The sequence below is a fragment of the Anatilimnocola floriformis genome, assembly GCF_024256385.1.
GTDB lineage: Bacteria > Planctomycetota > Planctomycetia > Pirellulales > Pirellulaceae > Anatilimnocola > Anatilimnocola floriformis.
Window position 1 is genome coordinate 531,113 of the sequence record NZ_JAMLFW010000002.1, and the last position, 13,644, is coordinate 544,756.

A 13,644-nucleotide genomic window follows, 5' to 3' on the forward strand; every position below is an offset into this window, starting at 1 on the left:
GCGGGGCGACCGTGCGCTGGCATGAATCGCAGCCGGACCCTTGTCAGCGGATTTACTTTGCCAATCACACCAGCCACCTCGATGCGCTCGTCCTCTGGTCGTCGCTGCCGCGCTTGGTGCGCGAAGTAACGCGGCCGGTCGCGGCCAAGGACTATTGGAACAAAGGGCCGATCCGGCGGTACATTGCCGATTGCTTCAACGCCATGCTGATCGACCGCGAAGAGATCAAGGTGCATCAGAGCCCAGTCGATGTGATGATTCGCGAGATCGGCCTCAAGTATTCGTTGATTGTGTTTCCCGAAGGGACGCGCAATCACGAAGAAGAGATGCAAGACTTCAAAAGCGGGTTGTATTATTTGAGTAAGAAGCGGCCCGATCTGGAGTTGGTGCCGGTGTATATGGATAACCTTAACCGCGTTCTGCCGCGCGGTGAGTTTTTGCCCGTGCCGCTGCTGAGTTGCATCACGTTTGGCCCGCCGATGTGGTTGGAAGCCAAGGAATCGAAAGTTGATTTTCTGAAACGGGCCCGCGAGGCAGTCCGCCGGTTGAAAGATCTATGACGCCGAACCTGCTCGCCCATTTCGAATTCGCCTGGCTGGCCAGCACCGCTGACGCCACGGCGCTGCTCGCCGACTGGTGGGAGATCGTCAATCCGCAGATGCTGCGCGATCAGCGAACCAACATTCTGCTGGGCACCGTTCTCGGTCTGCTCATCCTCGCGTTCTTTATCGGCCGCGTGCTGAAGCGTCAACCCGAGAGCACGGCCAACCCCGCCGTGGTCCGTACGTTCAACCTTCGCGTCCGCGCTTGGCTGTTGATGTGCGCGATGCTGATCTTCGGCTTTGTGCTGGGTTACTCGGTTACGCTCGTGATGTTCGGCCTGATTTCTTTCTGGGCCCTGCGCGAGTTCATCACTATGACGCCGACGCGGCGCGGGGATCACCGCGCGCTGTTTTGGACGTTCATGCTCTTCACGCCGCTGCAGTACGTGCTCGTCGCGCAGGGTGGCAACTTCTATGCGATCTACACCGTGATGATTCCCGTGTACGCGTCGCTGTTCATTCCCGCGCGCATCGCGTTTGCCGGCGATCCCAAGCGGTTTCTCGAACGGACCGCCAAGATTCAAGCCGGCCTGCTAATTTGCGTCTATTCGCTGAGTCACGCGCCGGCGATCTTGACGCTGAGGCTCACCGATTCGGCTGGCAAACCCTGGCCGCAAGCCGCCCAGACCGCGTCGCCCATGGGTGAAACCGAACCGATGCCGACGACGCCAGCGGCTACCACTCCGAAAGCCGCCGCCGATGAACGAACACCGCAGCAACTCGGCAGCAACGCCGGCGTGCTGTTCTTCTTCATTCTGCTGGTGCAGCTCAACGACGTGTTTCAATACGGCTGGGGTATCTTGCTCGGCAAGCATGTGATCGCGCCCGAGATCAATGCGAGTCGCACCTGGGAAGGGCTGATCGGCGGCTGCCTCTGCACGGTGCTGGTCGGCGTCATTTTGTGCTGGGTCACGCCGTTTCGCTGGGACCAGGCCGCGGTGATCTCGCTGATCGTCGCCCTAATGGGCTATGCCGGCGGCATGACCATGTCGGCCATCAAGCGCGACCGCGGCGTGAAGGACTTCGGCTCACTGGTGCAAGGTCACGCCGGCGTGCTCGACCGCATCGACAGCCTGTGCTTTGCCGCGCCGGTCTTCTTTCACATCACGCGGTTTTTCTTCACGGCCTAGAGTCGTCGAACGCTCCGCGGTCGATGAATGGAAGCCAACCAATCGCACGCTGCCGAAAGAGCTCTGCGACTTTCGGCGCTTTGGCGAGTGAACTTAGCGGTGTGATTGTAGAGAGGTTAGGGATTAGCGGTCACTTGCCGAAGCCGGAATATCGCGGCGCTCATTCCTTGGCACGCGGTTGGTCAGCCTCTAATCATCGACCGCGGAGCGTTCGACGACTGTTACTGCCGCAGCATTGTTTGCCACGAACGAATCACGCCTTCGGGATCTTGATACAGCCAGTAAGTCGCCCAGCCGGCCAGCGTCAAACCGCAGAGCATCAAGCTAGCGCCATACGGATTCGGGGCCCCTTCGAGCTTCCGAAAAGCTCGGTCGAGTTCGAGCTCCAATCGCCGCCAACCGGCCAGGTTCTGCTGCGGACCTGCCGAGATCAGCTGCACGTTTTTGAACATCGCGTTGGCTTCGACGTGCAACTGCACGCCGAGCTCTGGCAAGCTCAGGGCATCGCCGGCCCAGCGGGCCTCAGGGTCAAGCTTCGGCACGAATTCGCTTAGCACCGGTCGCAGCTGTTCGCTGGTGATGTTGTAAATGACGAGTCGCGGTCGTAGCAGGAGCACGATCAGTACGAGCGACAGCAGGTACAGCGTGACGAGCATCGCCCATGCCCAAATGTGCAAATGGGCGGCAGCTGCTTCGGGCAAGAACAATTCCATCGGGCCGACGATGATAAAGCCGACGATGCCGATGCCCAGCGACATGGCGTCGCGCCCGCCGGTGGTGATGAACGGCCTACGGCGGAGATTGATGAGCCCCAGCAGCAAAAAATAGACGCACAGGGGCCCTACGGCGATGCAAAAATGTAGGGGGTCCAAAGGAGCGGCATCCGGTGCGAGAAATGTGGGGCAGCAGGAGCCTACAAACTAGCCCGCACAAGGAGAGTGGTCAATGTAGTCAGCTCGCTCAACCCAAAGCTGCCAGCTGTGCGGGGTGACGCTTATCGCATTTTTGACAGCCGACTTTGGGTTGTAGATAATGCGGCGGTTATAAGTGCTTGTATTGCAGGCCTCACCGCATGAATCAAACTCCCGCCTTTGATCCCTACCACGAGTTGCTCGGCATCGGCCCTTCGGAGCAGCCGGCTTCGCTCTATCGCTTGCTGGGCGTTACGAATTATGAGAGCAATCCGACGGTCATCGAGCGGGCCGCCGATCGGCAGATGGCTCATCTCCGCACGTTTCAAGCCGGCAAACATCAGGCCGACAGCCAGCGGTTGCTGAACGAACTCACCCGCGCTCGGCAGACCTTGTTGAACGACAAAGAACGGGCCGCCTACGACGTAAAACTCAAGCAGCAGATAGCTGAAAAAGAAAAGCCCGCCACGCCGCTGAAAATCGCCAAGGCGATTCCGCTTTCGGCGACGCCGGCGCCTGTCGTCGCTCAACCGCTCGCGCCGGCTCCGATCGCGCCGGCTCCGATCACCCCTGCGCCGCTAGTTGCGCAGCCCCTTTATGCGCTGCCGGTTCAACCGGTGGCAGCACAACCCACAGGCGAGCTGAACCTCGCTCTCAACACTTCTCACACGCGGAAGAAGCCTGCGAAACGCAGCAGCTCGCCGATGCTGGGCTTGTTGATTGTCGGTGTGCTGGTGGCGGGCATCGGCGTGGCGTTTTTCGTGTTCAATCGTCCGTCGCCCGTGGTAGTGAAGAATGAGCCGCGGCCCAAAACACCAACTCCGAAAGCCGATCCCGCGGCGACTCCCAAACCTGCGGTAACGAAGGCTCCCGAACCCACTCCGCCGAGCGAGCCCAAGCCAGCAACGGTGGATCAAACTCCCGCCACGCCGGTAGCGCCCACTATCCCGCAACCGCCGGAGCCGATTCCCGTCACGCCGATTCCTGAGCCGGTTCCCGCGACGCCCGATATACCGCCGGAAACGATGCCGCCCGAAACTTCGCCCCCTGTCGAAGCCTTTGTGAAGGAGCGGGCCGAAGTGGCCGCGGCGCGCGAAGCGCTGCAATCGTTGCCGAAATTTAAAAAGTACTACGACCATCTCGCCGCGAATCCCGATTCGCTGGCGGTGAACGGTCCCAAGCTCGCCGCCATCGTGCAGACCGAGGTGGCTAGCAACGCTACGATTCGCGAGCACGCGCCATCGCATCTCGCGGCTTTGCAGGAAGTCGAACGCCTCGCCACGGCGGGCGGCGATTACAAACTGGCGTTGCCGGCGATCGATGCCCAGCTGGCTCACTCCCTGCCGCTCCTCACACCCGAGGCAGCTCGTACCGCTAAGGGCAAACTCTTCGAAGCGGCTGCCGATACCGCCAATCGACAGAAAGCCAAACAGTCTGACCGCGAAGCGCTCCTCACGGTCGTGCGCGGTCTGCTGCGCGAGGTCCTATCGGCCGTCGATGTCGAAACACTCGCAGCCATCATCGCTGCCGACGCCAAGCTCGGTTGGACAGCGAATGAAAAATTCGAATCGGTGCAATTCTTTTTGCCTTTCGCCGAGCAAGAGGTTGGCCAGGAACAGGCAGCCACCAGCACGCTGCTGCTCGAACATCTGGATGCTCAACTCACCAAGAGCCCCGTCGGCAAGCCGCGCAAAGAAGCCCTCGACGCGGTCATCGCGTTGCGTGAGCAGCTGAAACTGGTCAGCGATGTGCAGCAAGCCAAGAAGGTGCTGGCTGCCACGCCGCAAGATCCCGCCGCTAATCAGACACTGGCCGTTTATCTGCTCATGCAGCGCGGCGAATGGCGTGAAAGCCTCGATCACTTCGCGCAAGGTTCGCAGCCCGAGTGGAAGACGCTCGCCGCCGAAACGCTGCAAGCCAAAACCACTGCCGAGAAAATCGGCCTGGCCGATCGTTGGGCTGGCAGCGAAGGCAACTCATCTGGCAACTCTTCCGGCAAAGAGATCGCGCGGCACCTCTATCAAGAGGCCCTGGCCGACACCGCGCTGGTCGGCATTCCGCGAGCTGCCGCCGAAGAGAAAGCCAAGACCCTCGGCCCTTCGCCCGTCAAAGTAGCTGCCTTGCCAATTTCTCCAGCCGTCGCCTTCGGTCGTCCCGCGACCCGTGACCGCGGGAATCATCAAAATATTCTCCGGGCAAACCATCGGCGCCTTTTCGAACGACGGCCGTTGGTTGGCAACCGCCGATACCGAGGGGACGCTGCATTTGTGGGAAATGGCCGAGCTGCGCGAGGTGAAGGAATTCAAGGGACACCAGGGACGCGTCCTTGCCATCGCGTTTTCGCCTGACGGATCGCGCTTGTATTCGGTAGGAAACGATCAAACGGCCCGAATCTGGAACGTGGCGAAAGGGTCGGAGACGCGTTCGTTCACGATCACGCAAAAACCTGTGCGGGCATTCCTGACGGCCGATTGCAAGAAGTGGACGATGATCGTCGGCACGACCGCGTTTACCTACGACGCCGACAGCGGCAAGCCTTTGAAAGAAACGCAACTCGGCGGCGGCAACGAAGTCTCGATCACCTCCGTCTCTGCCGACGGCCGTTACGCTTCGGTCGGCGGGCAGCACAACACCGTGCGGGTTTGCAATCTGGCCTCGGGGCAACAAGTTTCGCTGGAGAACGGCAAGCACACTTATGCTTCTACCCTCTCTCCCGACGGCGCCTTGGCCGTGACTGGCGGTGGTGAGTCACTCGTGCGGCTGTGGAATGTTGCCAATCAAAAAGTCTTATTCGAGTGCAAACTCGACGGCCACATCTACAACGTCGCCGTGAGTCGCGACGGCAAGCGATTCCTGGGCTTCAATTCCAACAAGCGGCTTCATGTTTGGAATGCCACCGCCAACGACCCCGGTCAATTTTTCGACTGCCCGTTCGGCATCGGTCCGGTGGCCTTCAGCGCCGACGGTCGCTACGTGCAAGCCGCAGGCGACGGGGGCGTGATGCTGATCGCCGTTCCGACTGCTCCGCCGGCGAGCACGCCTACCAGTGCGCCAGCCGCGACTTCTGCGGCCGAAAAGGGCAAAGACTTGCCGCTGAATAAGTGGGTCGAAATCAATTCCCACGTCGATATCGATCAGGATTTGGTGCGCGGTCATTGGCACAAGACGAACGGCAGCCTGAGCGTGGAAGATATCGGGGTGCACTCGCGGCTGCGACTGCCAGTTCTGCTGAAGAACTGCAGCTACGATTGGCGGGTCGATTTTCGCGTGGGCGACAAACATGACGAAATCCACTTCTTGTTGCCAATCGGCGAGCGCATCGTGATTCTGTCGCTCGATGGCTATGGTGGTGAAACGACCGGTTTGACGCTCGTTAAAAAAAGAGCCGCATCCGAGGTCAGCACCTCCGTTCGTCGCGCACTCTTGGCGCCCAACAGCAACAACCGCATGGAAATCTCGGTGCGGCTGGACAAAGGGCAGGTTAAGGTGACGATGGCGCTCAACGGAGTTGCCGTCTTCGAGCATGTAGGGGCCAGCGCCGATTTATCGGTCGAACGTGAACAGTCGCTCGGCACGAATGCGCAACCAGGTTTGATGGTGCACGAGCGGGCCATCACCTACGTCAGCAATCAAGTGCGGATCGTCGAGGGAAACGGCGCGATCGGGCGCGACGTGCCGCTGCGCGAACCGCTCCCGGCCCGAATTCTCAACCTAAAGCCGACTTCACTGACAAGCTTGAAGCCCAAGATCCTTCGCAACCACGAAGACTTGTTTGCCGTGAACCAAGGGACCAGAAGTCCGCTGTTGAACAACAAAGAATGCAACGAGTTCCTCTTCACGCACGCGCCGACGACCTTGCAGTACGAGATTCCCGCCAAGGCCAGATACTTCACCGCCGTCGCTTACGCGGCCCGCCACCCGGCCATCAAATTCATCGTTCGCGTCGATGGCAAGGAAATGTATTCCAGCAAGAACGAGGCGATTGCGAACGTGCTGGTGGAAATTCCTCCCGGCAGCACAACCCTTGAGCTCGAATGCGATCCACTGGGCGATGTCGCGCGGAAGCACAGCTGTTGGTGCTATCCAGCGTTCCGGTAGTGAGAGGTTGCCGCGTCTGCGACAGCTCGCCGCGATCGGGCGAAACTTGGATCAGTGGATACCGCTGCTTATAATGCAGTGGAAGTAAGAAGGAATAGCGGCGGCGTTCTAACCAGCCCTATTCAAGAATCTAGATCTCCACCTACTTGGAACCAGTTGAATGGATCGGGGAGAACTCAACGACTTGATTCGACAAGGCCCGATTCGCATCACCATGAATAGTGGCGATACGGTCGATATTCTGCACCGCGAAATGGTGACCGTCAGTTCGATGGCAGCGGCAATTCTCGTGAAAGGTGCGGACGGAAAATATCGGCACCATCTTTATCCGCTGGTCACGATGAGCAAGGTCGAGCAGCTAGAGCCTGCTTCGTAGCAACACCGCAGGATAAACGAGCGTCAGGCCGCCGAGCGTTTTTGTTCCACTTGCGGACCACGCCAGGCGTGCAACACGAGCAAGCACGCGCCGCACACCAGCATGCAATCGGCGATGTTGAAATTCGGCCAAGTGTATTGCTGGTAACGAAAGAGAATCCAGTCGCGCACACCGTGCTCGAATTCCGGCGGCAAGCCACTCGCATCCCACAGGCCGAGGCGGTCGTAGAGGTTGCCGAAGATGCCCGACATCACCGAGCCGAGGGCCACTGTCAGCAGCCAATCGTGGGCCGCGCGATAGTAGAACAGCCAGATGATGATGCCGACAGCGGCGACGACCGAAAGCAGCGAGAACACCCACCAGTAGCCTTCGCCCATGCCGAAGAGGGCGCCGCGATTGACCGCGGTTTGAAAGCCGACGTAGCCTTCGACGATCCAGAAATATTTATCCTGCTGCGGCAAGCCGAGCCAGGAAAACATGATTTGCTTGGTGATCCAATCGACGGCAAAGCCGACGATGGCCAGGCTCAAGAAGGCGACGTACCGATTGGTCGGCACGGCCGCTAGCGGCAGTTCAAGATCTGCCGCTGAGTCCGTAGTTTCTTCCCGCACTCGCTGAGCACTCGGATTGCTCGTGGCGGATTTAGTGGGTCGTCGGCTGCTTTTCGGCGCACTTGACACAGTAAGGCGTATGCGGAAGGACCTGGAGACGAGTCTTGGGAATCTTGGCCTGACATTCGATGCAGACACCATAGAGACCAGCTTCGACTCGCTCAAGAGCAGCTTCGATCTGATCCAGGGTCGTGCCGTCGTGTTCCATCAAGCTGAGGGTAAATTCCTGCTCGAAGGCGTCGGTCCCCATGTCGGCCATGTGGATCGGCATGCGGGAGAGATCGCCGCTCGATTCGCTGCGGGTCATGCCGAGAGCGGCGTCGGCGAGGGCCGACACATCGCCACGCAACCGGGCCCTGAGGGTGAGGAGCAATGTCTTGAACTCTTTGGCCTCGATCTTTTTCACGCGCGAGCTCCCTCAACTCAAAAAGGGGCGCTGGAGTCATCTCGTCAGCAGCCCAAAAATCGCTGCAAGCCGTTTGAAACAAATAAACGGCCCCTAGCCCCATTATTGTACTTGTGCAATAAGCCTCCGTCAAAGGTGTGGTAAAAATCTAGTTAATTACTGGCAAAAGGCGACAGGTGGGCGCTCAGGGCTCCGTCACATTCTGTTGCCTTTTCGCTAGCAAGCAGGCACAATCCGCCTCAGCTTTCTTTGCGGGCACAGGAGGCGGCCATGGCCATTTCGAATCGGCAAAAAAATCTGCTCACCATCGCGGGCCTGGCCATCGTCGTGGCTGCGATGATCTCGGCGACGTTCATGCTGGCGGACCACAGCGAGCAACACAAAGTCCACCACGTTCACAACGAAACTCGGCTATCCAACGGCAGACCGCAGCACGAATGGGAGGCTTCTGCCGCCATGTGGCAGAAACTATTAGAGGACGCAAAAGCCGCTAATAATGCGCAACTGATCGAGGAGTGCAGCCAAAAAATTGCCGAAGCAGAGCGAAACATCGCCCGGCTTAAGAACTAACTCGAGCGCTCACGATTTCCAAGGCCGGTCACGATCAACCACGCCGAGCGCCCCGCGCAGCGAGCGAATCAGTAATCCCGCATCGCTGCCGAGGCCGATTAGCCGAAAACCCTGTTCACGGCGCTTTAACAAATCATCGTTGCTGGTCGCCAGCAAGCCGCAGTACTTGCCGGCCTTCGTCAACGTTTCTTGCATTTGTAGGATCTGCTCGGCGCATCCCGGCCCTTCCCACTGACCGCGATAGCCAGCCGTCGACGAGTAATCGGCGGGGCCGAACCAAAAGAGTTCGCTGCCGTCGACCTCGGCGAGCTGCTGAATCTGCTGCTGCGTCCGAACCGTTTCGATGATCGGCACGACCAGCACGTGGTCGTTGGCATCGCGCGTATGTTCGACCAGCGTCTGTCCCCAGTGAGTCGCCCGCTCCGCGCCGATCCCCCGCAGTCCCTCGGGCGGATAGCGCGACCAACTGATCGCTTGTTGCAACTGCTCCGCCGTTTCGACCCACGGAATCACCACGCCATCGGCGCCAATGTCGAGCGCTCGCTTGATCAGCCCACCGTTCAATTCCGTGACGCGCACGAGCGCGACGCAGTTGCTCCGCACCATCGCCCGCAAGTGCTGCACGATGTCTTGCCAATCAAGATGACCATGCTCGGCATCGATCACCACAAAGTCGAGCCCCGCCGCCACGGCCATCTCGGTGATGCTCGCCGATTCGAGCGTGACCCACAGGCCATAAGTGGTCGCGCCTGCTTTGAGTTTTTGTCGCAAGGCACGGATTGCTTCGATTTTCATGGGAGGTCATTCTTGAATTGCAGCGAGGAAAATTCGTTCGCCGCGGTCGAATGGGGTCTGCTCAAACGATAGCCGCAATGGCGAATGATCGCGGTGAAGATCAGCACCCAGACGACACTCGCGACATTGTTCCACAGAAACACGTGACCGAGGTATTCGGATGGTCCCAGGCCGCCGATGCAGCGGTCGGCATACCAGAAGTCCAGGATCGTAACGCCACCAACACCAAGCAGCACGGCAGCCAACAAGAGTCGTCGATTTCGCGGCAACACTGCCGCGCCGATCAAGGGGAAATTGATTACGACTTGATGTAACGTCAAAGTGCACCACAAGCAAAACTCGCTGCTTTTGATTGGGCCGACCGCAGAACACTGAATGAATAGCCTCAACCACGCAAACAGCACGGCGATGAGCGCTGTGAATACCAAGACGTGTTTGATTTTGAATTGTCGAGGCGTCTGCGAGGTCAAGTCGCGATCGTCTGCTTGATAACGCAATTGCAAGTCGAGGAAGATTGCAGTTGCGCTGAACGGAACCATCGCCATTAGCCAAAGCGTTATGGTGAGAAGCGGAAAGATGGCTACGTCCACTTCGTTCGGCATGAATAGCTCGCCGATTGCCAGCGAGACACCCACGACCACCGCCCACATCAACGATTGAGGAATGCGTACACTCACCTTCCCAGGTCCCCAGGCGGCCCACGCGGCTGCCAATATCGGCTGTGTAAAGACGGTTCCTAAAATGAGTCCCGCAATCCAGAAGGCTGGAGTGTTTTTCATCACTGGCAGCAACACGTTGGGCGCAATACACCCAATGGCAACCAGCCACCACGTTCGCCGATAAATTGCATTGCTATCAGGCATGGTACTTTGCTTTGAAAAGTTCAGATTCAACCTGATAGCCGCCACTCCTCAAGGCCCAGGCAAACAAGCACGCCCACAACGCCGCGAAACCGTACATCCAATAAAAGAGCAGGTTGCCTTCTCGAGGCGCGGCGCGATCTAAGCTTTCAACTTCAATGAATGTCCCTGCCGCAATCAGCAATGCACCCACCAACAAGCTGATCATCACGTGGCGACGCCGCAAGAGACAGAATCCAAGCGAGAATTGGATGATCACGTGCGACGCAGATAGGATGCCCAGCACGCGTAGATTGGCGCCAGCGAGAAGTCGCCAACCTAGGGCCTCGCGTGACAGTGCGGTGATCACGCACACCACGACCATCAGCAGCATTAGATGACGCAAGTGAAACTGCGTTTTGTTCCGGCTGGCTCCAGGTATTTCGATTCGCACTCGCAGCGACCAGGCCAGCAACCAGCCAGGAATTTGTCCCACCAGCCACAGGGCAAGCGCGAGGGCGCACAGGGCTTCCGGCCCTCTCTCTTCTGGATCGTGGAGCAGGGGAACGGCTGCAGCACCGATCAGCAGCACCAACCAACCGAATGACAAACCGAGTCGTGAGGAAAACGTCCCCGGCCCCAAGCTGACCCAACTGGCGGCCAGCATCGCATGCTGAAAGAGAGTGGCGTACAGCAAACCCGAACCCACCGCACCGATCGGTGAATTTCCGGCGAGACAGCCAACGCAAATCAGGCCGCTGGCGATCAAGCCGGTTACTCGCCAGTGAAGCGGCACCTCGGGTAATTTCACAAATCGGCTCGCAGGTAACGAATGCAATTCATCTCGTCGCCACACTACTTCGTCGCGCCAAAGTGATAATAGCTGCTACGAATCATGGCAGCGAAGATCAGCACCCAGATCGCGCCGAACAGGTTCGTCCAGATCGCAATCCAACAATCTTCGCCTATGAAGACACTCAGAATCCTAGCCTCAATGACGGTAGCAATGCCCACAATCGCCACGCCGATCACGCTTGAGCGCCACGACCACTTCGGCAGCAGGGCGGTAAATAGCAGCGACAAGGTGATCAGCATTTGAGTGGCAAACATCAATGCCATCATCTGTAACTCGATGATGTCGGGCATTTTGACTGCGCCGCCGAGGACAATCAGTCTGCCGATTGCCAGCAGCACCGCGATGAAGGCCATAAAAGCCATCAACTGGCTAGTGCTGAATTGACCCTGCTTCGGTGGATCGGTTTCCGGCGGATAGCCATGATGTTGCAACCGCAGGCCGAAGCTCAGCGACGTTAGCCAAAGTGGAATCTGACCGACTAGCCACAGACTTGAGGTTGCGATGATGAATACCAGTCTGGGCGCATGTGGCCCCATCATCAGCGGCACCTCCAGCGCGGCCCCCATCAGGCCCGCCCAAACCAACGACAATGGCATCCGCCACATCAACTTGCACGGTCCAATCGCTGACCAGGCCGCGGCGAGCACTGTCTGCTGCAGCATCGTTCCCATGACTAGGCCGACAATCCAGGGGTGGGCGCTAGGCGAGGAAAAAACAGCGCCCCCGCTGATCAACAGCATCCCCACGACGATTAGTGCCCCGCCGTTAAAGTAAATGGCATCGGGTGGCATAACGACTGATGGAAAGGGGTGCGGCTGAGGAACATTTGCATGATAACCGTCTCTCGAGCAGCACGACCATCTTGGTTACAGGCGAATGGCAGCGTTCTAAGATACTCTCGGTTATCCGGACTTGATTGAAACCGGTCGAAACAACCCAACAAACTCAATTGGTTCTCCCATGAATCTGCGCATGGACAAGCATGGCAATCCAATTCTGGATCAATACAGCGAAGAAGGCTTTGTCGATTTGACATTTCGCATCAGCGACTTGAGTGGTGATCGTAAGTACTTTCGCTTTCACCTGGCCGCTGCACACCAGCAACAGGTTGTGGGAATGGACGTGCAAGTGGTTAAAGGAATTCAAGGTGGCTTTGATGCGCAGATGGACCTTGTCAAGAATCACGTCTACAGGTTGGGTGTTCGGTTTTTCCGCTCGGGACCCGAGAGCGATCGACTAATCTCCGCTATCGCCGAACTGTATGGACAGGGAGATCTGCCCAGGAAGATGGTTAACGAAGAAACCTTCACCGCAATTGCGTTGCATCAAGGACGCCTCGATTTGAAAAACGAGGCCGTGAAGCTAAAGATTTTTGGGCAGGATGGAGAACCCTTCAACGAAGATGAGTATTACGAGTCGTTTTTCAACATCGATTTGCCGAACGGATTTGTCTTTTGGAACGAGAAGGATTCTGACTATCGGCTTCCGCTGCTGCGCGGCCTGACCGCGCAATCTTCGGCCAATTGCTAGCTGCATTGCGATCGCCGTTTGTTTCATCTCGTCGCCCCTGGTGGATTTGCGTAAGATGCACGTAGCCTGAATCAACCCAATCAATCCTGTTCTTCTCTTCCTCGCTCCTCACACCCGCATGGACTTCCGCGTCGACCTCACCACCTTCCGCGGCCCACTCGATCTGCTCCTGTACCTGGTGCGGAAGCAGGAGGTCGATTTGCAGAATATCTCGATCGCCACGGTGACCGAGCAGTACCTGCAATACCTGGAAGTGCTCGAGCAGCTCGATGTAAACAGCGTGGCCGATTTTCTCGATCTGGCCAGCACGCTGATCGAGATCAAGTCGCGGGCGGTGCTGCCGCACGGCGGTGAAGAGGTCGAAACATTCGACGACCCGCGCGAGAACCTCGTGCAAAAGTTGCTCGAGTACAAGCAGTTCAAAGACGCGGCCAGCATGCTCGAAGAGCGCGGCCGAGACTGGCAACGCCACGTGCCGCGGCTCGCCAGCGACCTGCCGCCGCGCGAAATCGCGCCAGCCGATCAGCCGATCCACGAAGTGGAGCTATGGGATCTCGTCAGTGCGATGGGACGCATTCTGCGCGAGAAGAACAAGGTGGCGAAGCAATCGACCATCGTCTACGACGAAACGCCGATCCAGGTTTACATGCAGCGGATCCACTCCAAACTTACCGAGCAACAGCGAGCTTCGTTCAGCGAGATGTTTCAGCCGGGCATGCACAAATCAGCGATGATCGGCGTCTTCCTTGCGGTGCTCGAACTCGTCCGCCATCACAGCGTGCGGGCCGAGCAGAACGACATGCACGGCGAAATCTGGATCGTCCCCGACGCCGAGTTCGATCCCACCAAGGAAATCGTCGCGGCCGACGATTATGCCAACAAACCGGTCAGCGACGACATGCACGTCGGCGGCCGGTAAA

At 58.4% G+C, this 13,644-nt stretch carries 15 protein-coding genes; 8 read left to right on the top strand and 7 right to left on the bottom strand.

Annotated elements, in window-relative coordinates; genetic code table 11:
* Window positions 1-11 precede the first annotated feature (11 nt).
* Both M9Q49_RS26820 and M9Q49_RS26825 read left to right on the top strand, forming a co-directional pair.
* Complete coding sequence (locus M9Q49_RS26820) at window positions 12-560, top strand: lysophospholipid acyltransferase family protein (RefSeq protein WP_254512380.1); 549 nt, start codon at window positions 12-14, stop codon at window positions 558-560.
* Complete coding sequence (locus M9Q49_RS26825; RefSeq protein WP_254512381.1) at window positions 557-1,732, top strand: phosphatidate cytidylyltransferase; 1,176 nt, start codon at window positions 557-559, stop codon at window positions 1,730-1,732. Before M9Q49_RS26820 ends, M9Q49_RS26825 begins: the two co-directional genes overlap by 4 nt.
* Before the next feature lie 221 nt (window positions 1,733-1,953).
* Here M9Q49_RS26825 and M9Q49_RS26830 read toward each other — a convergent pair whose 3' ends face one another.
* Entirely contained in the window at window positions 1,954-2,604 is a 651-nt protein-coding gene (locus M9Q49_RS26830; protein WP_254512382.1) for a hypothetical protein, read from the bottom strand.
* 200 nt (window positions 2,605-2,804) lie between these two features.
* Between M9Q49_RS26830 and M9Q49_RS26835 the strand changes: the two genes are divergently transcribed.
* From M9Q49_RS26835 to M9Q49_RS26845, 3 genes are all read left to right on the top strand, one after another.
* Window positions 2,805-4,991 (top strand): hypothetical protein, encoded by a 2,187-nt coding sequence (locus tag M9Q49_RS26835; protein ID WP_254512383.1) that lies wholly within the window; start codon window positions 2,805-2,807, stop codon window positions 4,989-4,991.
* A complete protein-coding gene (locus M9Q49_RS26840; RefSeq protein WP_390845060.1) occupies window positions 4,876-6,741 on the top strand; it encodes a hypothetical protein in 1,866 nt (621 codons plus the stop codon). Before M9Q49_RS26835 ends, M9Q49_RS26840 begins: the two co-directional genes overlap by 116 nt.
* 160 nt (window positions 6,742-6,901) lie before the next feature.
* On the top strand, window positions 6,902-7,117 hold the full coding sequence (locus tag M9Q49_RS26845) for a hypothetical protein (RefSeq protein ID WP_254512386.1): 216 nt from the start codon (window positions 6,902-6,904) through the stop codon (window positions 7,115-7,117).
* Window positions 7,118-7,140: 23 nt separating this feature from the next.
* Here the strand turns inward: M9Q49_RS26845 and M9Q49_RS26850 are convergent, their stop codons facing one another.
* Together M9Q49_RS26850 and M9Q49_RS26855 are read right to left on the bottom strand one after the other, a co-directional pair.
* A complete protein-coding gene (locus tag M9Q49_RS26850) occupies window positions 7,141-7,674 on the bottom strand; it encodes a signal peptidase II (protein WP_254512387.1) in 534 nt (177 codons plus the stop codon).
* A gap of 85 nt (window positions 7,675-7,759) precedes the next feature.
* Complete coding sequence (locus M9Q49_RS26855) at window positions 7,760-8,134, bottom strand: TraR/DksA family transcriptional regulator (RefSeq protein WP_254512388.1); 375 nt, start codon at window positions 8,132-8,134, stop codon at window positions 7,760-7,762.
* Window positions 8,135-8,404: 270 nt separating this feature from the next.
* Between M9Q49_RS26855 and M9Q49_RS26860 the strand changes: the two genes are divergently transcribed.
* Window positions 8,405-8,704: a hypothetical protein gene (locus M9Q49_RS26860; protein WP_254512389.1), complete on the top strand. Its 300-nt coding sequence runs from the start codon at window positions 8,405-8,407 to the stop codon at window positions 8,702-8,704.
* 9 nt (window positions 8,705-8,713) lie between these two features.
* Here M9Q49_RS26860 and M9Q49_RS26865 read toward each other — a convergent pair whose 3' ends face one another.
* Genes M9Q49_RS26865 through M9Q49_RS26880 form a run of 4 tightly spaced genes read right to left on the bottom strand, consistent with a single transcriptional unit; the run spans window position 8,714 to window position 11,985 of the window.
* Window positions 8,714-9,499, bottom strand: coding sequence for an HpcH/HpaI aldolase family protein (locus tag M9Q49_RS26865; protein ID WP_254512390.1), 786 nt, complete (start codon window positions 9,497-9,499; stop codon window positions 8,714-8,716).
* The gene (locus tag M9Q49_RS26870; protein ID WP_254512391.1) at window positions 9,496-10,362 is read right to left on the bottom strand and encodes a hypothetical protein; all 867 of its coding nucleotides are present in this window, start codon (window positions 10,360-10,362) and stop codon (window positions 9,496-9,498) included. Before M9Q49_RS26870 ends, M9Q49_RS26865 begins: the two co-directional genes overlap by 4 nt.
* Window positions 10,355-11,149 (bottom strand): hypothetical protein, encoded by a 795-nt coding sequence (locus M9Q49_RS26875; protein ID WP_254512392.1) that lies wholly within the window; start codon window positions 11,147-11,149, stop codon window positions 10,355-10,357. Before M9Q49_RS26875 ends, M9Q49_RS26870 begins: the two co-directional genes overlap by 8 nt.
* A gap of 44 nt (window positions 11,150-11,193) precedes the next feature.
* Window positions 11,194-11,985 (bottom strand): hypothetical protein, encoded by a 792-nt coding sequence (locus M9Q49_RS26880; RefSeq protein WP_254512393.1) that lies wholly within the window; start codon window positions 11,983-11,985, stop codon window positions 11,194-11,196.
* Between the two features lie 181 nt (window positions 11,986-12,166).
* Here M9Q49_RS26880 and M9Q49_RS26885 point away from each other — a divergent pair, with 181 nt between their 5' ends.
* On the top strand, window positions 12,167-12,724 hold the full coding sequence (locus tag M9Q49_RS26885; RefSeq protein WP_254512394.1) for a hypothetical protein: 558 nt from the start codon (window positions 12,167-12,169) through the stop codon (window positions 12,722-12,724).
* Between the two features lie 118 nt (window positions 12,725-12,842).
* The gene (locus M9Q49_RS26890) at window positions 12,843-13,643 is read left to right on the top strand and encodes a segregation and condensation protein A (RefSeq protein WP_254512395.1); all 801 of its coding nucleotides are present in this window, start codon (window positions 12,843-12,845) and stop codon (window positions 13,641-13,643) included.
* Window position 13,644 lies beyond the last annotated feature (1 nt).

Coding starts and splice junctions, on each gene's coding strand:
- M9Q49_RS26845 (WP_254512386.1), top strand. CDS start 6,902: ATGGATCGGGGAGAACTCAACGACTTGATTCGACAAGGCCCGATTCGC.
- M9Q49_RS26880 (WP_254512393.1), bottom strand. CDS start 11,985: ATGCCACCCGATGCCATTTACTTTAACGGCGGGGCACTAATCGTCGTG.
- M9Q49_RS26860 (WP_254512389.1), top strand. CDS start 8,405: ATGGCCATTTCGAATCGGCAAAAAAATCTGCTCACCATCGCGGGCCTG.
- M9Q49_RS26890 (WP_254512395.1), top strand. CDS start 12,843: ATGGACTTCCGCGTCGACCTCACCACCTTCCGCGGCCCACTCGATCTG.
- M9Q49_RS26835 (WP_254512383.1), top strand. CDS start 2,805: ATGAATCAAACTCCCGCCTTTGATCCCTACCACGAGTTGCTCGGCATC.
- M9Q49_RS26870 (WP_254512391.1), bottom strand. CDS start 10,362: ATGCCTGATAGCAATGCAATTTATCGGCGAACGTGGTGGCTGGTTGCC.
- M9Q49_RS26885 (WP_254512394.1), top strand. CDS start 12,167: ATGGACAAGCATGGCAATCCAATTCTGGATCAATACAGCGAAGAAGGC.
- M9Q49_RS26865 (WP_254512390.1), bottom strand. CDS start 9,499: ATGAAAATCGAAGCAATCCGTGCCTTGCGACAAAAACTCAAAGCAGGC.
- M9Q49_RS26825 (WP_254512381.1), top strand. CDS start 557: ATGACGCCGAACCTGCTCGCCCATTTCGAATTCGCCTGGCTGGCCAGC.